This window comes from Caballeronia sp. PC1 (assembly GCF_021353155.1).
GTDB lineage: Bacteria > Pseudomonadota > Gammaproteobacteria > Burkholderiales > Burkholderiaceae > Caballeronia > Caballeronia cordobensis.
Genome location: NZ_JAJUBH010000003.1, coordinates 1,568,494 through 1,587,167, shown reverse-complemented (window position 1 = coordinate 1,587,167; position 18,674 = coordinate 1,568,494). Strand labels below are relative to the sequence as shown.

Genomic DNA, 18,674 nt, shown 5'->3' with positions numbered 1-18,674 from the left:
CCTCATTGACCCGTGCGTTGCTTGAGCTCGTCCGGGCTGATGCGCGCCAGTTCGACGAGCTTCTGGCCCTGGATCTGCGTGACGATGACCGGCACGAGAATCTGCTGCGCGCTGCCATAAACGGCTTTCTCGCCGAACGCGGCCCGCCCGTAGAACGAATCGAAGGTGATGGCCGGCAAGGCGCTCGCCACCGCGGCCGGATCGGTGCTCTGCGCCTTTTCCATCGCGGCCTTGAGCGCCTTCACGGAGTCGTAGAAGCCGATCTGGATGGCGTTCAGCGATTCGCCCGTCACCGCGCGCGCGCCCTGGTTCAGCTCGCGCTGACGCGGCGTCACGGCCGGTCCGTCGAAGGTCATCGCCGCGCCGAGATACGCGCTGTTCGCCGCGCCTCCGCCCGTCGCGAGCAGGCCGTCCGCGCCGGTGCCGACTTCGACGACCTTCACGCCCTTCCAGCCCAGCGCGTCCAGTTCCTTGAAAACGAGGCCGCCATCGGCGGGCGGGCTCGAACACAGATCGACGACGTCCGGCTTGAGGCCCGCGACCTTGGCCGCGACAGGCTGGAACTCCGTCGTGCCGCGCTCGTACCAGTCGCTCGAAACGACCTTCACGCCCACCGCTTCCCATGCCTTGCGCGCGATCTTCTCGGTTTCCTGGCCCGTGGCGTCGTTGGGATTGAGCAACGCGACCGTCTGGATCTTCGGATTGACCTGCTTCACGTAGCGGACGAGCGGCGGGGCGATCTCGATCGGCGTGTTCATCTGCGTGAAGGTCAGCGGAAACTTCGGACCCTTGATGCTCGCCCCCCATGCCGTCGTGAACAGCAGGACACCCTCGCGTTCAGTGAGCGACTGCATGGCGCGCGCGGGCGCGGTGCCGAGACTGCCGCCGATGTACTTCACGCCGTCGCGGTTCAGCAGGGTCTGCGCGACCTTCGCGCCGTCCGCCGCGTTGTACTTGTTGTCGTACGCGACGCATTCGTAGTTGTAGACCTTGTTCGCTATCTTCACGCCGCCGGCTTTGCGGATTTCGTCGGCGGCCTGCTTGCACAGCCATTCACTGCCCTTGCCCCAGTTCGCGCCGGATCCCGAAAGCGGCACGGACAGTCCGAGTTTGATGACATTCGGCGTATCCGCGAAGGCGGCGGGCGCCGCGCTCAGTGCGGCAAGCCAAAGCAAGATCGCGCGTTTGATCGCTCTGCGCTTCATCTGTGTCTCCTGATGGTTTCGTTCTGGTGGGCTCATTTGACGAGCGCGGCGTGCGCGGGTCAATCAGGCCGCGCAAAGTGATCCGTACTTCGAAAATCGCCGCCAGAAAATGGCGGCGTGAGAACGGGAGCGCCGGCGCTCGTCCGGCGCTCAGAACTTATGACGGATGGCAATGCGCAGCGCGGTCTGGTGATCGGTCGTCGAGGCCGTCAACTGGTTGATGGACGCGACCGCCTCCCTGCCGGTCGAATCCGTCCCGCTCGCGTGCTGATACGTGCCCACGAAGTAGACGTCCGTGCGCTTCGAGAGGAAGTAGTCCACGCCGACCGATCCCTGGTTGTAGCGCGCGCTGCCTCTACCATCCGCGCCGTCGTTGTGGGTGTACACATACGCGGCGCCCACGAGCAGCGCCGGCGTGATCTGATACTTCGCGTTGACTTCGACGTTGTTGAACTTCGCCGTCCCGCTGATGCCACCGGCGGGCACGGGCCCGGAGGACGTATCGCCGAGATCCCGGAACTGCGTGTTCGAGTATGTGGCGCCGAGCGTGAACGCGCCAAACGTATAGGCCGCGCCGGTGCCGATCACCTGCAGCGTGCGTGCCGATGCATACCCGGCGATCACCGGAGACGAGCCGAAGTTGGAGCCTGGCACGCCGCCCACGGTCGGCGCGACGGTGCCGCCCGCGCCATAGAACGACGTATTCGGGTTGCGTACGTTGAGGTAGCCGACGCCCGCGTAAAGCGGACCTTGCGAATAGTTCGCACCGACCGACCAGACCTGATTGCGCCCCACGCTTCCCGGCACACCGCCCAGCGAATACAGGCCGCTCGCCGTCACGCCATGAAAAGTCGGGCTCGTGTACTTGATCGCGTTGTTGGTGCGGTTCGTGTTGTTGAAGTTGTCGTTGTCGGAAGGATGCGCGGCCATATAGCCGCCCCATTGATCGCCGACTTCCAGAATGCCGAGGTTATCGACGACGGAATCGTACTGACGGCCGAACGTGAAGGTGCCATACGGACTCGACACGCCCACATACGCCTGTCGTCCGAATTCGAGGCCGCCCTGACCCAGTTTGCCCGTGTTGATGTCGAAGCCGTTTTCGAGCACGAAGATCGCATTGAATCCGCCGCCGAGATCTTCCTGTCCGCGCAGTCCCCAGCGGCTTCCATTCAGCACGCCGCTCGCCATCGCGTATTGATGGCTGCCGCCCGCGTTGCTGTTGTAGTTCAAGCCTTCATCCAGAATGCCGTACAACCGCACGCTGCTCTGCGCATGCGCAACACCGGTTACGAACCCTGCCGCCGCGCAGAGCGCAATCGCTTTCTTCATCGAACGTCTCCATGATTGTTTTGAGTTTGTCTGCAGCTCTTTCAGCGTCCTGGACATTTTGGATTACTAATCGTTGACAACCCAATGCCAGGCGCTTCGCCATCGAACTGCCGGCCCATTTAATTGGCCGCAAAAAAGACCGTCAATGCAACCTGAGAATCCGATCCGTACTCTGAAACGAGACGCCCACTATCGCAGCCCCGCTTCCGCACGTGAGGCGAAGACGGGGTCCTGCGCGTCACGCCTGCCGAGCACCCATGCGGGATTCAGTCCGCCGTCGGGCGATCCGCCGAGTTCCGTGCGGATCGTATCGAACACCGTGCGCCGCCGCGCGACACGCCATTCGCCGTCGCGCTTCTCGAACCGGTCGACATAGCGCCCGACGACTTCGACCCGCATGTTCTCGCGACTGTCGGCATGCTGCGCGCCGAGCATGGCGCGCTGGCTGCCGGCGTCCGGTCCCATCTGCAACTTCGCCACGAAATAGGTCTCCACTGCGGCGACGTGATCCGATGCGAACTCGATCAGGCAGTTGCCGAGCAGATGCGTGGATTTGCAAAAGCTGCTCGCATCGTGCTTCTCCCGCACGAAGGCGACGAAATCGTCGCGCTTGCCGCTGAAATCAGCGTGATCGTCGTAGCCGTCTTCGAAGAAGGTCGCGCGGACCAGTTCCCAATCGCGTCGATCCACCCCGCGCGCATATCGCAGCATGATGTCGCGGATCTGGTCCTTGTCGAGCAGTCGCTGGAGGTCATCGGCCATGGTCTTGGGGTTCCCTTGAAGTCACGGCGGCACCGAAAACGATGCCGCGTCGCGTTTGAATAGCCTGAAGCCCTCGCTTCAGGAAAGATCGCTTCTGACGGAGGTGCCATTCTTTTCCGCGATATAACGCAGAATGGATGTGAAATCCTCCCTGCCTTGCCCTGCTTCGTAGGCCGCGTGCCAGACGTCCCGCGCTCGCCCGATCGTCGGCACGGCCATGTCCATGAGATTCGCTTCGGCAAGCCCGAGCGTCATATCCTTTTCGATGATGGACAGCGCCGCGCCGTAGTCATAGGTTCCGGCAACAGCGCGCGTCAGCATCTTCGAGCATGCGAAGCTCTGACCCGTGCCCGCATCGAGCAGCCGCATCATCATGTCGGGATCGAGGCCGGCCTTCGCGCCCATGGCGAGCCCCTCGGAACAGACCACCATGTTGGTCGCCATGATCATGTTGTTGACGATCTTCATGATCTGCGCCATGCCTGGGCGTTCTCCCATCACGAACACCTCCTTGCCGATGAGCGCGAGCAACGGAGACACCTGCTCGATGAGCCGCGGCGCGCCGGCCGCCAGCATGGCGAGGGTACCGGCGCGCGCCGCGGGCGCACCGCCGGAGATCGGCGCATCCACGATATCGATGCCCTTCGCGGCCAGCCCTGTGCCGATCTGCTCGATCGTGTCCTGACCGATGGTGGACATCTCCACGTACAGGCGAATCGCGGAACCGTGCACGACGCCATCGGGCCCGAGACCGACTGCAAGCGACACTTGCCTGCTGGGCAGGCACGCGAACACGATGGACGCCGCGTCGGCCACGGCGCGTGGCGAATCGTGCACGACGGCGTTACCGGCCGCGAAAGGCGCGAGCGCTGCGGGCGACGGGTCATGAACATGCAGCCGGAAGCCCTGTCCAAGCAGGCGCTCGGCCATCGGGCCACCCATCTGGCCCAGCCCAAGAAAACCGACGTCTTCTGCGAGTTTCATGCAAACCTCGATTCGTTGTTGATCGTTCGCTCAGGCGTTCATCGCCGAGCGAATCCAATGCGCGGCGCGCAGCAGCCCTTCCCTCGCTTTTGCACAGGCCAGGCCCATGCGAAAGAAGCCATGAATCAGCCCTTCGTAGCGCCACAGCGTGACCGGCACGCCGGCGTCGAGCAGACGGTGCGCATACGCTTCGCCCTCGTCGCGCAGCGGATCGAACTCCGCGGTGACCACCAGCGCGGGCGGCAAGCCGGTCAGCAACGACGCGAGCAACGGGCAGGCATGGACATGCGCCGAATCGCGCTCGTCCGCGAGATAGTCTCGCCAGAAACGGATCATCGCGGCGCGTGTGAGCGAGTAGCCGGACTGGTTGTCGATATAAGAGCGCGTGGGCGGCGTGTGATAGCCGGTCACCGGATACACCAGCACCTGCCCGCGCAGCCGCGGGCCGCCTTCGTCGCGAATGCGCAGTGCCGTGACGGCGGCGAGATTGCCGCCCGCGCTATCGCCCGCCACGATCATCCGAGCCGCGTCGAACGAGAGCGCATCGGCGTTTTGCGCGATCCACCGGACGGCATCCAGGCAGTCGTCGACGGCGGCCGGGAACGGATGCTCGGGCGCCAGCCGGTAGTCCAGGGCGATCACGGCGGCGCCGCTTCCCGCGCACAGATCTCGGCAGACGTGATCGTGCGTCTCGAGATTCCCGATGACGAACCCGCCGCCGTGAAAGAACACCGTCACGCCTTCGCCGTGCCGCTCCTGAGGACGGTATAGCCGGGCGGCGAGCACCCGTCCCGGCAGCGGCACCGCAAGGTCGATCACTTCGCCGACCGCCGTGCGCCGCTCGAGCGGCGGATACGCGAGACTCGCGCGCAACGCCGCGACGGACATGCCTTCCATGGGCGGCGCGGATTCGAGCGCCTTCAGAATGACCGCGACTTCAGGATCGAGCGGCATGGTGCCTTTCCTCACCGTTCATACCGCGCCGCCCATCAAGCCCGCCTCGGCGACATGGATGGCTTCGCTACTGCTCGCCTGCGACGCTTCACGGGCCGTTGCGCGCGAAAGGACGAAACCGGGGTAACCGGCTGCCGCGATTTCATCGCACTTGCGCCGATACGTGCCATGCCCGCCGAGATACGGCAGGAACACATGCGGCTTGCCCGGCACGTTCGCACCGATGTACCACGAGTTCGCCTTGAGATACAGCGTGTTGGACACGACGTCCTGCACATGCTGCATCCAGTCCTCCTCGGCCTGGGGAACCGCGTCGATCCGCTCGATCGCGTTGTTTCGCAGATACGTCATGCACGCGGCAATCCAGTCGATATGCTGCTCGATACTCATCGACATGTTCGCGAGCGGTCCGGGGCTGCCCGGACCGGTGACCGTGAACAGGTTAAGAAATCCGCTCGTCATCAGGCCGATATAGGTCTTCGCTCCGCTCGCCCATTTGTCCGTGAGCGTGCGGCCGTTCACGCCTTGCACGTCGATATGCGTCAGCGCGCCGGTGAGCGCGTCGTAGCCGGTCGCGTAGATCAGCACGTCGAGTTCGTGCAGGCCCTCGCTCGTCACGATGCCTTCGGGCACCACGCGTTCGATCGGCGTCTGCTTCAGGTCGACGAGCGTCACGTCGTCGCGGTTGTACACGCTGTAGTACGTATCGCCGAGGCAGGGACGTTTCGTGCCGAACGGAAAGCCGCGAGGCAGCAGTTTCTCGGCGACGTCCGGCTTCCTGACCGTGTCGCGAATCTTGCCGCGGATGAATTCGGCGACCGTCTCATTGGCCGCTTCGTTCGAAAGAATATCGCCGTAGCACATGCGAAAGCCCAGCAACTGACTGTTCTCCCAGGCATTCTCGTACTTCCGGCTGCGCTCCTCGGGCGTCGCGTCGAGTGCCGATTCGACCGGAAACGGCACGGCGATGCCGAAGCGCGTGAGGCGGCTGACCGCGCGCCGCTCGGGTAGGTCGCTCGCACGCGGGCACGCATCTCCGGCGTCAGCGGATGATTCTTCGCCGGCACGACATAGACCGCGGTGCGCTGGAATACGCTCAGGTGCCTGCATTGTCCGGCCAGCGCCTGAATCACCTGAATGCCCGACGAACCGGTGCCGATCACGCCGACGCGCTTGTTACTGAAGTCGACCTCATGGTGAGGCCATCGCCCCGTGTGGTAGCTCTCGCCCTTGAAGGAATCGAGTCCTGCTATCTCGGGCGGCTTGGGCACCGAGAGCACGCCGGTCGCCGGCACAAAGAAGCGCGCCCGCGTGACCTTGCCGTCCGAGGTCGTCACGACCCAGAGGTTCTCGCGTTCATCGAACACGGCCGTCTCGACTCTCGTGTTGAAGCGGATGTGCCGGCGCAGCTCGAAGCGATCGGCGACGTGATTGAGGTACTTCATCAGTTCGGACGAGGTCGGGTATCGCTCCGGCCAGTCCCACTCGTCCTGCAGTTCGGGCGAGAAAGAGTATGAATAATCCCAGCACTCGAGATCGACGCGCGCGCCGGGATAGCGATTCCAATACCATGTGCCGCCCACGCCATCGCCCGCTTCGAATGCCTGCACGGCGAACCCTGCGTCGGTCAGACGCTTGACCGCATACAGCCCACCAAATCCAGCGCCGACGACCACTGCGTCAAGAATCGCCGAGTCGTTTCTCACCTGAGTCATGTCCTTCGTCTCCTGAATGATGCTGCTTTCCTGTTCTTCTATTGAATGACTGGAGGCGGGATCGCAGCAATCGCGACGGCAACGGCCTGCCGTACTTTGGAATCGGCCGCAGCCGACAGGAAGCGGTTTGCCCGTCATGCGCCTATTCCAAAGTACGGGAGGCGACGCTCGGGCAAATTGACGAGGTGGGTCCGGCTTCTCCATCGTTGACGGTGCGATCCAACGGAGAAAAGCGAAGCAAGATGGCTCACGATCGAGCGCGGAAATGCGCAATGCGGCCTTCGACGCGGCCACGAACATAGTAGGATTAAAAAGAAATACAGCCGCAGCATGGAGACACGCATGTCATCCCCGAGGTCCCTGCCACCGCACGCCAGCGCGCGCTCGCGCAACGGTCCGCACGGCGTCGACACCGCCTGGCCGCGGCCGTCTCGCGTAGAGCGAGAGGAAAGCGATGTCCTCGTGACGCCGCTCGTGCGAGGCCTGTCGATATTGTCGGTATTCGGTCCCGACAAGGCGTGGCTCGGCAATCGCGAGATTGCGGTTGCGACCGGCCTTCCCGCCCCGACCGTGCTGCGCCTGCTGCGCTCGCTCGTCGCGCTCGGCTATCTGCATCACGACGACGAGAGCCGGAAATACGCGCTCGCGCCCGCTTCGCTGGCGCTGGGGTATGCGGCGATCGTCGATCCCGACATGCTGCGCCTCGCACGCAGGGAAATGGCCAAGTTCGCCGACGCAACCGACACCTATCTCCTGCTCGGCGCCCGTGACCGTCTCGACGTCATCATCCTGGATACGCAAGTGGGCAAGCGCGTGGTCCTCGATCTCCGGCTTTTTCCGGGCATGCGCATGCAGATGGCCTATTCGTTGATGGGCTGGACGTTGCTTGCCATCCTTCCGGAAGAAGAGCGCGCCTATTTGAAGGAAGAAATCGAACGGAGAACAGGCATCACCTTGCCTGCCTCGATCAGACGCCGGATGGCCGACAAGATCGCGGAGGTTCGCGAGCTGGGGTTCGGCACGCTGCATGGTGAATGGGAACCGGAGCTCGCGTGTGTCGCCGCCCCTGTTCCCATGCCCGACCGGCCGCCTTGGGTACTCGGTTGTGTCGGCCGCACCGCGCGCATGGCCCAGACGCGCATCGAACTGGAACTCGGACCACGGCTCGTGGCAACCGCGCAAGTGTTGCAGGCGCACGCGCTGCAACGCGCGTAAGCACCACGGCCGCCATCACAAACACGGAACCGACATGCCCTCCGCACCGCCCGTAACCCTGACGCTCGATCGCGGTCTGCAACTGCTCCGCGCCTTTCATGCCGATCGGGCGCCGCTCACGAACGGCGAACTGGCGAAGCGAACGGGGATGTCCCGCTCGGCGGTGTCGCGGCTGATCTCGACGCTCATTCATGTGGGATTCGTTCGCCGCGTCGCGGGCGGCCGCCAGTTCGAACTGGCGCCCGGCGCTTTCGGCGTCGGGCACGCCTATTTGTCCACCAACCCCATCACGGGGGCTGCGGAACCGCTCATGCAGCAACTCGCCGACCGGCTCGACGTCTCGGTGGCGCTCGCCGTGCCCGATCACCTCGACATGCTGTACATCGCATACCGATACACTGCGGGCGTTTCGACGCTGCAACTCGGCGTGGGATCGTTGCTGCCGATGGGGCTGACGGCGATCGGCCGGGCCTGGCTCTGGACGCAGCCTGAAACGTCGCGGAATCGCTACGTCGAGCAACTCGTGGCGGCGGCCGGTGCGAAGGCGGGCGAACTCCGGAAGTCCATCGACGCGTCTTTCCGCGATCTGGAAGCGAACGGCGTGTGCATGGCGGTCGGGGAATATCAACGCCATGCGTACGGCATTGCATTGCCGGTCGCGTTGGGGCGCCCGCAAACGCACATGGCGCTGAGTTGCGGAGCGGTCGCTGTCGCCCGCGACATCGCCTCGATCCGACAACGCGTCGTCCCCGCGCTCAAGGAGACCGCGCGCGAACTGGAGTCGCTGCTCGGCGACGCGAAAGCGGGCCCCTGATGTCGCGGCGCCAAAGTACGGAAGAGATGCGTCAGCGCCGTTGCCTTGTGCGTGAGATAGCGATTCAAATCCGGGATAGCCATCCGGGGCGGCGATCCTGCGTCGATCCCCATGACCTTCTGGAGACGCCATGTCGGACATCGCAGCGCTCAAAACCGAATTCGAACGGTTGCACGGCTTCTGGAGCGACGCGCTCCATATCGCATTGCAGGAGAGTCCGGACTTCTTCAACGACTATCTGGTCATGGCGAAAGTCGCGCTCGAATCGGGACACCTGGAGCGCAAGCTATGCGACTTCGTGATGCTCGCCGCGAGCGCGAGCGTGACACATCTGAATCGCGAGGCCGTTGCGCTGCACATCGAAGGCGCACTGCGGCACGGCGCCACGCGTGAAGAACTACTCGAAGTCCTGCAAATTTCCTCGGTACTCGGCATCCATGCCTACATGGTCGGCGTGCCGATTCTCTTCGACGAACTCACCGCTGCCGGAACATCACTCGACACCGTGTTTCCGCTCGATCAGGCGTACGAGCGCGTCAAGTCTCAATTCAGCGACCAGCGCGGCTACTGGAGCGACCAGTTGCAATCGATGGTACGCAGCTCACCCGCGTTCTTCGAAGGCTATACCGCCTTTTCTTCGACACCGTGGAAGTCCGGCCCGCTTGCGCCCGTTGTCAAGGAACTGCTGTACGTGGCGATCGATGTCTCGACGACGCACCTCTTCGAACCGGGCGTGAGAATCCACACGCGCAATGCGTTGCGTTATGGCGCGACGCCCGCGCAGATTCTGCAGGTGATGCAGCTTGTCAGTTGCCTCGGGATGCAGAGCTTTCTGATCGGCGCGCCGCACGTACGGCCGGCCGCGAACCGGGCGCGGTGGCACCGCGCGCAACACTGAAACCGAACCGTCGCGGAGACTGAATATCGTCGGCGCCACGCTGGCCTACGGCCCCGCACGATACGATGTGTATGGCGAGGCTTATCTCGACGACCCCGCCATTCGTGCGGTGGCCGATAAGGTACGCTTTGAGATCAACGAGGAAATCGAACAGAAGTATTATCCCAGGCAGTTCGCGACCGGCGTCACGATCCGGTTTGCAGACGGCAGCACGCGCTCTGAACGCCGGGTTTGCGATTGCAGCCATGACGCATGTTCAACTCGCGCCACCGGCGAAGCGAATACTCAACACTGGAGTCAAGGATGGTCCGTAACCACGACTTCGCGGCCGAACCGGTCACACGCGAAGAGATTCATCAACGGCAGATCGAGATGCGGGGCTATCGGCGCAGCGACGGTCTGTTCGAGGCAAGCGCAAACCTCGTGGATCGCAAGACGAGCGACTTCACGCCGCCCGGCGCGGCACGGCTGGTCAGCGCTCACGCACCCATTCACGATCTCGGCGTCACGCTGGTGTTCGACAGGGACATGATCGTTCGCGAGGTCCATACGTTCATCCGGTCTCATCCGTATGCGCCGTGCCCGGGCGGCGGCGACACGCTGCAGGCGCTGGTCGGCATGCATATCGGCGCGGGCTGGAACAGCGAGGTGCGCAAGCGTCTGCCCTCCGGCGATACTTGCACGCACCTCAAGGAATTGCTCGGGCCGCTCGCGAGCGCCGCGTTTCAGACCATGGTCACCGAGCGCCCGTCGGCACTGGAAGCGCGCGACGACCAGGGCAAGCCTCGCAAGATCGATAGCTGCCATGCGTACGGCGCGTCGCGCGATCTGGTCAAGACGCTATGGCCTGAATATCACGTGCTGAAGAAGACATAACCGGGCAGCGGCTCACGCGGCAATCGCCGGCACGCCGGCGATGACGAAGCCGCGATAGTCGTCGCGGACGACCTCCTCGCAAATCGCCCGGTACCGGTGATAGCCGCCCACGTACGGCATGAACACGCGCGGCTTGCCGGGCACGTTCGCGCCCGTGTACCACGACTCCGCCAGCGGATACAGCGTCGCGTCAGCCACCTCGTTGACATGCTCGACCCAGCGCGTTTCCGCTTGCGCATCCGCCTCGATCATGCGGCTTTTGCGCGCGTCGAGCATGGCGATGCAATCGGCGATCCAGTTCAGGTGCTGCTCGATGGCGCACACCATGTTCGCCTTCACGGACGGGCTGCCCGGCCCCGTCACGATGAACATGTTCGGGAACCCGGCCGTCATCAGGCCAAGATAGGTGCGCGGCCCGTGCGCCCATTTCTGCTTGAGCGACAGTGCATCGCGCCCGCGGATGTCGATATCCGCGAGGGCTCCGGTGATGGCATCGAAGCCCGTCGCGAACACGAGGGTGTCGAGTGCATAGGCGCCCGCGGTCGTCTTCACCCCCGTCTCCGTGATCTCGACGATCGGCGCCGACTTCGCATCGACGAGCGTGACCGTCGGCAGGTTGAACGTCTCGTAGTAGCCCGTATCGAGACACAAACGCCGCGCGCCGATCGGATAGTCCTTCGGCACGAGCAGTTCGGCGGTCGCGGGGTCTTTCACCGTGCTGCGAATCTTGCCGCGCACGAACTCGGCAGCCGTGTCGTTCGCCGCCTTGCTGGTCAGCAGGTCCTTGTACGCGTACAGGAAACTGACGCTGCCCCCGGCCTTCCACTTCGCTTCGAATCGGGCGAGACGATCTTCGGGCGTGTCGTCGAGCGCGTTTTTCGTCGGAGCCGGGTGCCCCGCGATGCCGAATGGCGTGTTTTGCGCCTCGGCTCGCCAGAACCCGTACCGCGTCTTGTGCTGGTCGAGTTCATCGCCGGACAGCGCGCGGTTGCGCGCCGGCAGCGTGAAGTTCGCCGTCCGCTGGAACACGAACAGCTCGCTCGCCTGTTTCGCGATGATCGGAATGACCTGGATGCCCGAGGAGCCCGTGCCGATCACGCCGACACGACGCCCCGTGAAATCGACCGGCTCGTCCGGCCAGAGACCCGTGTGATACCAGTCGCCCTTGAAGGTATCGAGGCCCGGGAACTCCGGCACGCGCGGCAGCGACAGATTGCCGGTCGCCATCACGCAGAAGCGCGCGGTGTACGCCTGCCCGTCGACGGTCGTAACGCGCCAGATGCCGTTGGGCTCGTCGAATGTCGCCGACTGCACGCGCGTATTGAGCTGGATATCGCGACGGAGGTCGAAGCGATCGGCGACGTGGTTGATGTATCGAAGGATGTCGCCCTGCGCGGAGAACCGTTCCGGCCAGTCCCATTCCATCTGGAGCGCGTCGGAAAACGAGTACGAGTACTCGACGCTGTCCACGTCGCATCGCGCGCCGGGATAGCGGTTCCAGAACCATGTGCCGCCGATGCCGCTGCCCGCTTCGAGCGCCCGTGCACGCAAGCCCAGCTTGCGGAACTTGTACAGCGCATAAACGCCCGCGAAGCCGGCCCCGACGATGACGACATCCAGATCCGGCGCAACGCCACCGCCGCCTCCGGCTCCATCGGCACCGCTCTTCGACACGGGTTCATCAAGGTAGCGCATGGTTTGTCTCCATCGAATCAATTGAACTGGCATCTATTGAAGACTCAGTGCGGGGTTGCAGCAATCCGCAGCGATAGGCCATCCCGTGCTTTGAAAGTGCGCGGGGCAGACAGCGGTATCCTCGGTGCAGTAGACTTTCAAGGCACGGGAGGTCCCGTCCTTCCTTAGGGCGCCCGCATCACCCCATTGGCGCGACGCAACGATGCAATCCGAACGATCTCTACCGCGACATGCCGCCAGACGGTCTCTCATCGGGCCGTACGGAATCGATGTCGCCTGGCCGAAGGCGCCGTCAAACGGTCAGGCCGAAAGCGATGTCGTCGTGACGCCGCTCGCACGCGGGTTGTCGATTCTGTCCGCCTTCACGCCGGACAAAGCGGCGCTGGGCAACCAGGAGATTGCCGAGGCGACCGGCATCCCGGCCCCGACCGTGTTGCGCCTTCTGCGTTCGCTGGTCACGCTCGGCTACCTTCACCGCGACAAGACCAGCAAGCTGTATTCGCTCGCGCCGGCGTCGCTGGCCCTGGGCTATGCCGCCATTGCCGACCCCGGGATGCTGCGGCTCGCCAGCATCGAACTGCGCGCATTCGCAAAAGCAACGGACACGTACGTGCTGCTCGGCACGCGCGACCGGCTCGACGTGATCCTGCTGGAGACGCAGGTCAGCCGCAGTTCATTGCTGGAGTTGCGGCTGTCGCCCGGCATGCATGTGCCCATCGCCTATTCGATGATGGGATGGGCGCTGCTGGCGGCGCTTCCGGAAGACGAGCGGCACTACCTGCAAGCGCAGGTCGAACGCCATGCCGGCGACACGTGGCCGGCCGCGATACGCCATCGAATGGGTCAGAAGATCGCACAGGTGCATGAACTCGGCTTCTGCATGCTGCACGGCGAGTGGGAGCAGGAGCTGACCTGCGTCGCCGCGCCCGTCGTGCTCGCGAATCGCCCGCCGCTCGTTCTGTGCTGCGTCGGACGCACGGCCCGGTTAGCCCAGGCCAGCGTCGAGCGGGAACTCGGCTCGCGGCTCGTCGCGTGCGCCCGCGCGCTGCAGGAGCGTCTGTCGGCAAGCCGCTGACGGCGTGCCAGCACGAAGCAGCCGTCAGACGATCGATCGTCCGGCCAGATGCCCTTCACGAATCGCGGGCTGAATGTCGCGGGCCGACAGCGCATCGCCCACCAGATGGAGCTGATCCACCCGCCCGCGCAAGGCCTCCCAGATCTCGTTCTGCGACTGCCGGTAGCCGACCAGCACCACCGTGTCGGCCGGCACGGTTTCCGCCGTGCTGCCGAACAGTGGCCTGACGTCGGCGCTCCCCTTGTCGATCGAAACCAGCGCCGCTTGCGTCACGATGCGCAAGCGGCCCGCACCGTGCATGCGGCGCAGCGCAGCCTGCGTGCGTCCCGTGGTCTCGACCGCCGGGGCGAACATCAGGTGACGCGTCACATAGGTCACCTCGACGCCGCGATTGATCAGCGCTTCGCAGCAGCCGATGGCGTCATAGTGCCCGACGTCGTCGAACACCAGCGCCGTGCGGCCCACCTCCTGCGGCGGCGCCGTGGCAAGATCCAGGGGCGTCAGCACCGTCGCATCGCGCGAAATCCGCAACTCCGCCGCGGGGTCGGCCGTCTGCCGGAACTCGCGTGCGTCCGTCGGTTGCGAACCCGTGGCCACGATCACGGCATCGGGCTGCTCGGCCAGCACGTCGTCCACATCGACATAGGTGGACAGGCGCACCTCCGCGCCCAGGCGATAGATCTCGCTCTCAAGCCAAATGGCGATGTCTCCGATCGCATGAAGTTTCGGCAAGTGCCGGGCGCAGTTCAGCAGGCCGCCCAGATCGGACATCGCCTCGACCAGGGTCACACGGTGCCCCGCGAGCAGCGCCGTGCGTGCCGCTTCCATGCCCGCGACGCCGCCGCCCACCACCAGCACCTTGCGCGGGACAGCCGCCCGCGCGATGCTCTCGTCGGACAGCGTGCGCTCGTATCCCACCGCCGGATTCACCGCGCAGCCCATGCGGCCGGCGAACGCGCCGCCCAGGCACCCCTGGTTGCAGCCGATACACGGGCGCACCTCGGTGCCGCGCCCCTCGCGGCTCTTCACGACCAGCATCGGATCGGCGATCATGCCGCGCACGATGTTGACCATGTCGGCCTGCCCTTCTTTCAACGCCTGCTCGGCGTCGTCCAGCGTGGCATAGCGGCCCACGATGATGCGCGGCACCGTCAGCCCCTGCGAGATGCGCTCCACGTGCGTCAACTGATAGCCCACCGGGGCGTCCATGCCCGCATAGCGGTCCACGTGAAAATAGTAGTCGCCGTGCGTGATGTTCACGAAGTCGATCAGGCCCTCGGACTGTGCGCGCAACGCGATGGCGTTCACGTCCTCGTCGGTGAGAATGCGCGGGTCCGAGCTTCCGCCGATGCGCACGCCCAGAGCGAAATCCGGCGAGGTCGCCGCGCGTATGGCGCGCAGCGTCGCCAGGAATGCCCGGATGCGGTTGTCGAAACTGCCGCCGTAGGCATCGGTGCGCTGGTTGAGTACCGGCGAGAAGAATTGCGAGAACAGATAACCCGCTCCAGCGAGCACCTCGACGCCGTCGAGACCCGCGGCCTCCATGCGCGCGGCGGCCCGGGCGTACGCGTCGATCACTTCTTCGATCTGGTCCGTGGTCATCGGGATGGGCGGCGCCACCGAATAGCGGCCCGCCAGCGCCGTCACCGCCCACGGAAGGCCACCGTCGGCGGCCGGGTCGGTGTAGCCCCCGTGCCAGAGCTGGGTAAAGAGCTTCATGCCGGTGGGCGCGATCGCATCCACCAGCTTGCGCATGGGCGCAATCGCTCCGTCGTCGGCCGCGCTCAGCGAAAAGGTCGATGACGGATGAACCGAGGTGCTTTCGAGAATCGACAGCCCCGCGCCACCCTTCGCGCGCGCCAGATGGTAGGCGATCAGGTCGTCGTTGACATAGCCGGTGGCGAGACGCGTTGCATGCGCCGTGCGCACGATACGATTGGGCACTTCCACCGCGCCGATCCGCATCGGCGAGAAAACATGCTTGTACATATTCAGGCTACCGAACGCTTGGAGGTGATGCCGCCATCGACCGTGACGATGGTGCCGCTGGTGTAGGCCGAGCGAGGCGACGCCAGATAGACGAACAGATCGGCGACCTCCTCCACCGTCGCAGCGCGCCCCAGCGGATAGCCCGCCATCAGCTCGGCGGAACGCGCTTCGTCGCCCAGCAGCCGCGACGCATGGTTTCTCAGCACCTTGGCGATCCGCTCGGTGCCCACCGGGCCGGGATTGACGCCCACCACACGGATACCGTCCTCCAGACTTCGGCCGCCCAGCGCGCAGGTGAAGGCCATGAGCGCCGCATTGCCGGTCGAGCCCGCGATGTAATTGAAGTCGAAGTTCTGGCCGCCATTGCCGATGTTGTTGAGGATCACGCCGCCGCCCCGTTCCTTCATTCGTGTGTAGATCGCGCGCGTGAGGTTGATGTAGCCGAACACCTTCAGCTCCCAGCCCTTGCGCCACGCGTCTTCATCGACGTCCCAGAGGGTGCCGCCCGGAATCGCGCCCGCGTTGTTGACCAGCACGTCGACGTCTCCGGCGAACGCGACGACCTCCGCGATCGCGCCGGGTTGGGTCATGTCGAGCGCGAGCACCTCCACCCGCACGTCATGCGCGGCGCGCAGGCCGGCCGCCAGCGACTCCAGTTTGTCCGCGGAACGTGCCGTCAGTGCGAGGTGGCAGCCCTCGGCGGCGAACGCCTTCGCGAGACCCTCGCCGATCCCCTGTGATGCGCCGGTGATCAGGACTCGCCGGCTTGCAAGTTTCATGTCCATGTGGGTTTTCCGTACCGTTACGCGCTCAGATTCCGACCACCGGAAACTCCAGTGCGACCAGCGGCGCGATCTCGGTGGTGAAGTTGGGAACGTCGGCCATCAGCTCGTTGGCCTCCGCGCTGCCATACGACGCAATCAGATCCTCTTCCGAGTCGAACCATAGTTCCGAGAAACCGTCCCATCCGAACTGCGGGAAGCGCGTGCGATCGACGAAGTTGACCGCATAGCGGCGCAGCTTCGGCAACTTGCGACCGAGCTCGGCATGCACGTTGAGCCAGTGATCGAGAAATTCCTGATCGCTCATGCCCGCTTTGCGACGCAGCAGGCCGATTCGCTTCACATAGGTTGCTTTCATGCGGGTTCCTCGGGTTTCAGTCCTTGAGCGCGCCAGGCCTCTGCGGCACTCCGGGCTCGTTCCATGTATGGTCGAGCGCGCGGCGGCGGTCGTCAAACCAACGAAGCGCTTCCTTCCGTACTTTGAAAGACGGCGTATGCGGCGTCCTTGGCGCTATAACGGCTTCCCGGTTCGCGCCGCGATCTCGCCGACCATGCCGCGACGGAAAGTGAGCACGCATACGATGAAGACCAGCCCCTGCGCGACACTCACCCATTGGCCGAGCGGCGCGAAAAAATACTGCATCGCCACCAGCGCGAACGCGCCGACGATCGGGCCGAGCACGGTGCCCAGTCCGCCCACCAGCACCATGAGCACGACCTCGCCCGACATCGACCAGTGCACGTCGGTCAAGGTCGCGAACTGGAACGCGATGGCCTTGGTCGCGCCGCCGAGCCCGGCCACGGCGGCCGACAGGATAAAGGCGAGAAGCTTGTAACGATCTGTCTTGTAGCCGAGCGAGATCGCGCGCAACTCGTTCTCCCGGATCGCCTTCAGCATGTCGCCGAAAGGCGAGTGAATGACGCGCTGCACGAACAGCAGCGTTGCCATGAAGATAACCAGCACGACGTAGTACATGGTCATCTGGTCGTTCAGATCGATCAAACCGAACAGCTTGCCGCGAGGAACGGCCTGGATGCCGTCGTCTCCGCCGGTGAACGCCGGGAACTGCACGCAGACGAAGTAGACCAGTTGGGAGAGGGCCAGCGTCGTCATCGCGAAGTAAATGCCCTTGCGGCGAATCGCGATCAGGCCTGCCGCCAGCCCGAGCAGCGCCGACGCCGCCACACCGGCGACGATCGCGGCCTCCGGCGGGAAGCCCCAGACCTTGGCGGCATGCGCGGCGACGTAGCCGGATCCGCCGAGAAACATCGCATGCCCGAACGACAGCAGCCCCGTGTAGCCGACCAGCAGATTGAGCGCGATGGCGTACAGCGCCAGACACAGCCCTTTCATCAGGAACTGCGGATAGAGCAGCAACGGTGCGAGCACGAGCAGCACCGCCAGCCCGAACGTCGCCAGCCTCAGGGCGAAGCCGCCCGCGATCACGGGACCGCCCGACGAAGCTTCCATCGCGCTTCCCGGCGCCGCCGGCTTGCCGAACAGACCTTGCGGACGCACCAGCAACACGAGGATCATCACGACGAACACCACCGTGGTCGATGCCTGCGGATAGAAGAACTTCGTCAGCCCTTCGACCACGCCGAGCCCGAAACCGGTGACGACGGAGCCCATGATCGACCCCATCCCGCCGATCACGACGACCGCGAACACGACGATCAGGATCTCGTCGCCCATCATCGGCGCGGGCTGATAAAGCGGGGCGGCGAGCACGCCTGCCAGCGCCGCGAGCGCCGCACCGCTCGCGTAGGTGAACGTGATCATGCGCGGCACGTTGATGCCGAAGGCGCGCACCAGCGCCGCGTTCTCGGTCGCCGCCCGCAGGTAGCTTCCGAGCTTCGTGCGTTCAATGACGTACCACGTCGCGAGACATGCGGCGAGCGAGAAGGCGATGACCCACGCCCGGTAGTAAGGCAGATACATGAACGGCAGGCGCAAGCCGCCGCTCAGCAGCGCCGGCATCTCGTAGCCTTGCCCCGTCGTGCCGTACTCGACGCGAAACAGGGACTGGATGATCACGGCCAGCCCGAAGGTCAACAGCAAGCCGTAGGAATGATCGAGGTGATAAATGCGCCTGAGCAGCGTGCGCTCGATGATCACACTGAACACGCCGACCAGCAGCGGCGCGAGCAGCAGCGACCACCAATAGCCGATGCCCATATAAGTCAGCAGCAGCCAGGACACGAACGCGCCCATCATGTACTGCGCGCCGTGCGCAAAGTTGACGATGTTGAGCATGCCGAAGATGACGGCAAGCCCCAGACTCAGCAACGCATAGAACGAGCCGTTGATCAGTCCGAGCAGCAATTGACCGGATAGCGCGTGCACCGGGATTCCAAGCAATTCAAACATGGCGGAT

The 18,674-nt window shown here is 64.6% G+C and carries 17 protein-coding genes; 5 read left to right on the top strand and 12 right to left on the bottom strand.

The window, feature by feature from the left end; genetic code table 11:
* Positions 1 to 2: 2 nt before the first annotated feature.
* The 7 genes from LY284_RS31805 to LY284_RS39125 all read right to left on the bottom strand — a co-directional run bounded on the left by LY284_RS31805 (position 3) and on the right by LY284_RS39125 (position 6,952).
* Positions 3 to 1,205 (bottom strand): ABC transporter substrate-binding protein, encoded by a 1,203-nt coding sequence (locus tag LY284_RS31805; RefSeq protein WP_233390288.1) that lies wholly within the window; start codon positions 1,203 to 1,205, stop codon positions 3 to 5.
* A gap of 150 nt (positions 1,206 to 1,355) precedes the next feature.
* Positions 1,356 to 2,537 carry a porin gene (locus tag LY284_RS31800; RefSeq protein WP_233390286.1) on the bottom strand — a complete coding sequence of 394 codons (1,182 nt, stop codon included), beginning with the start codon at positions 2,535 to 2,537 and terminating at the stop codon, positions 1,356 to 1,358.
* A gap of 189 nt (positions 2,538 to 2,726) precedes the next feature.
* On the bottom strand, positions 2,727 to 3,299 hold the full coding sequence (locus tag LY284_RS31795) for a nuclear transport factor 2 family protein (protein WP_233390284.1): 573 nt from the start codon (positions 3,297 to 3,299) through the stop codon (positions 2,727 to 2,729).
* Between the two features lie 78 nt (positions 3,300 to 3,377).
* Positions 3,378 to 4,283 carry an NAD(P)-dependent oxidoreductase gene (locus tag LY284_RS31790; protein WP_233390282.1) on the bottom strand — a complete coding sequence of 302 codons (906 nt, stop codon included), beginning with the start codon at positions 4,281 to 4,283 and terminating at the stop codon, positions 3,378 to 3,380.
* A gap of 30 nt (positions 4,284 to 4,313) precedes the next feature.
* Entirely contained in the window at positions 4,314 to 5,237 is a 924-nt protein-coding gene (locus LY284_RS31785; RefSeq protein WP_233390280.1) for an alpha/beta hydrolase, read from the bottom strand.
* A gap of 18 nt (positions 5,238 to 5,255) precedes the next feature.
* On the bottom strand, positions 5,256 to 5,930 hold the full coding sequence (locus LY284_RS39130) for a hypothetical protein (RefSeq protein ID WP_309243225.1): 675 nt from the start codon (positions 5,928 to 5,930) through the stop codon (positions 5,256 to 5,258).
* The gene (locus LY284_RS39125; protein WP_309243233.1) at positions 5,909 to 6,952 is read right to left on the bottom strand and encodes an NAD(P)/FAD-dependent oxidoreductase; all 1,044 of its coding nucleotides are present in this window, start codon (positions 6,950 to 6,952) and stop codon (positions 5,909 to 5,911) included. Before LY284_RS39125 ends, LY284_RS39130 begins: the two co-directional genes overlap by 22 nt.
* 342 nt (positions 6,953 to 7,294) lie before the next feature.
* On the opposite strand from LY284_RS39125, the gene LY284_RS31775 reads away from it, so the two are divergent.
* The 4 genes from LY284_RS31775 (at position 7,295) to LY284_RS31760 (ending at position 10,755) form a co-directional block, all read left to right on the top strand.
* Positions 7,295 to 8,167 (top strand): IclR family transcriptional regulator, encoded by an 873-nt coding sequence (locus LY284_RS31775; RefSeq protein ID WP_014252331.1) that lies wholly within the window; start codon positions 7,295 to 7,297, stop codon positions 8,165 to 8,167.
* A gap of 34 nt (positions 8,168 to 8,201) precedes the next feature.
* A complete protein-coding gene (locus tag LY284_RS31770; protein WP_233390279.1) occupies positions 8,202 to 8,981 on the top strand; it encodes an IclR family transcriptional regulator in 780 nt (259 codons plus the stop codon).
* 130 nt (positions 8,982 to 9,111) lie between these two features.
* Complete coding sequence (locus LY284_RS31765; protein WP_233390276.1) at positions 9,112 to 9,879, top strand: carboxymuconolactone decarboxylase family protein; 768 nt, start codon at positions 9,112 to 9,114, stop codon at positions 9,877 to 9,879.
* Between the two features lie 303 nt (positions 9,880 to 10,182).
* Complete coding sequence (locus LY284_RS31760) at positions 10,183 to 10,755, top strand: DUF2889 domain-containing protein (protein ID WP_233390275.1); 573 nt, start codon at positions 10,183 to 10,185, stop codon at positions 10,753 to 10,755.
* 12 nt (positions 10,756 to 10,767) lie between these two features.
* Here LY284_RS31760 and LY284_RS31755 read toward each other — a convergent pair whose 3' ends face one another.
* Entirely contained in the window at positions 10,768 to 12,450 is a 1,683-nt protein-coding gene (locus tag LY284_RS31755) for an NAD(P)/FAD-dependent oxidoreductase (RefSeq protein WP_233390273.1), read from the bottom strand.
* Between the two features lie 322 nt (positions 12,451 to 12,772).
* On the opposite strand from LY284_RS31755, the gene LY284_RS31750 reads away from it, so the two are divergent.
* On the top strand, positions 12,773 to 13,525 hold the full coding sequence (locus tag LY284_RS31750) for an IclR family transcriptional regulator (protein ID WP_231927952.1): 753 nt from the start codon (positions 12,773 to 12,775) through the stop codon (positions 13,523 to 13,525).
* Positions 13,526 to 13,549: 24 nt separating this feature from the next.
* Here LY284_RS31750 and LY284_RS31745 read toward each other — a convergent pair whose 3' ends face one another.
* The 4 genes from LY284_RS31745 to LY284_RS31730 all read right to left on the bottom strand — a co-directional run bounded on the left by LY284_RS31745 (position 13,550) and on the right by LY284_RS31730 (position 18,667).
* Positions 13,550 to 15,514 (bottom strand): FAD-dependent oxidoreductase, encoded by a 1,965-nt coding sequence (locus LY284_RS31745; RefSeq protein WP_233390271.1) that lies wholly within the window; start codon positions 15,512 to 15,514, stop codon positions 13,550 to 13,552.
* Between the two features lie 2 nt (positions 15,515 to 15,516).
* Complete coding sequence (locus LY284_RS31740; protein ID WP_233390268.1) at positions 15,517 to 16,299, bottom strand: SDR family oxidoreductase; 783 nt, start codon at positions 16,297 to 16,299, stop codon at positions 15,517 to 15,519.
* A gap of 25 nt (positions 16,300 to 16,324) precedes the next feature.
* On the bottom strand, positions 16,325 to 16,654 hold the full coding sequence (locus tag LY284_RS31735) for an EthD family reductase (protein WP_053571350.1): 330 nt from the start codon (positions 16,652 to 16,654) through the stop codon (positions 16,325 to 16,327).
* A 153-nt stretch (positions 16,655 to 16,807) separates the two neighbouring features.
* On the bottom strand, positions 16,808 to 18,667 hold the full coding sequence (locus LY284_RS31730) for an ABC transporter permease (RefSeq protein WP_233390266.1): 1,860 nt from the start codon (positions 18,665 to 18,667) through the stop codon (positions 16,808 to 16,810).
* Positions 18,668 to 18,674 lie beyond the last annotated feature (7 nt).

Excerpts from the sequence above, each read along its gene's own strand:
- LY284_RS31755 (WP_233390273.1), bottom strand. The coding sequence starts at position 12,450 with ATGCGCTACCTTGATGAACCCGTGTCGAAGAGCGGTGCCGATGGAGCC.
- LY284_RS31785 (WP_233390280.1), bottom strand. The coding sequence starts at position 5,237 with ATGCCGCTCGATCCTGAAGTCGCGGTCATTCTGAAGGCGCTCGAATCC.
- LY284_RS31745 (WP_233390271.1), bottom strand. The coding sequence starts at position 15,514 with ATGTACAAGCATGTTTTCTCGCCGATGCGGATCGGCGCGGTGGAAGTG.
- LY284_RS31760 (WP_233390275.1), top strand. The coding sequence starts at position 10,183 with ATGGTCCGTAACCACGACTTCGCGGCCGAACCGGTCACACGCGAAGAG.
- LY284_RS31790 (WP_233390282.1), bottom strand. The coding sequence starts at position 4,283 with ATGAAACTCGCAGAAGACGTCGGTTTTCTTGGGCTGGGCCAGATGGGT.
- LY284_RS39125 (WP_309243233.1), bottom strand. The coding sequence starts at position 6,952 with ATGACTCAGGTGAGAAACGACTCGGCGATTCTTGACGCAGTGGTCGTC.
- LY284_RS31735 (WP_053571350.1), bottom strand. The coding sequence starts at position 16,654 with ATGAAAGCAACCTATGTGAAGCGAATCGGCCTGCTGCGTCGCAAAGCG.
- LY284_RS31775 (WP_014252331.1), top strand. The coding sequence starts at position 7,295 with ATGTCATCCCCGAGGTCCCTGCCACCGCACGCCAGCGCGCGCTCGCGC.
- LY284_RS31740 (WP_233390268.1), bottom strand. The coding sequence starts at position 16,299 with ATGGACATGAAACTTGCAAGCCGGCGAGTCCTGATCACCGGCGCATCA.
- LY284_RS31800 (WP_233390286.1), bottom strand. The coding sequence starts at position 2,537 with ATGAAGAAAGCGATTGCGCTCTGCGCGGCGGCAGGGTTCGTAACCGGT.
- LY284_RS31765 (WP_233390276.1), top strand. The coding sequence starts at position 9,112 with ATGTCGGACATCGCAGCGCTCAAAACCGAATTCGAACGGTTGCACGGC.
- LY284_RS31805 (WP_233390288.1), bottom strand. The coding sequence starts at position 1,205 with ATGAAGCGCAGAGCGATCAAACGCGCGATCTTGCTTTGGCTTGCCGCA.
- LY284_RS31770 (WP_233390279.1), top strand. The coding sequence starts at position 8,202 with ATGCCCTCCGCACCGCCCGTAACCCTGACGCTCGATCGCGGTCTGCAA.
- LY284_RS31795 (WP_233390284.1), bottom strand. The coding sequence starts at position 3,299 with ATGGCCGATGACCTCCAGCGACTGCTCGACAAGGACCAGATCCGCGAC.
- LY284_RS31730 (WP_233390266.1), bottom strand. The coding sequence starts at position 18,667 with ATGTTTGAATTGCTTGGAATCCCGGTGCACGCGCTATCCGGTCAATTG.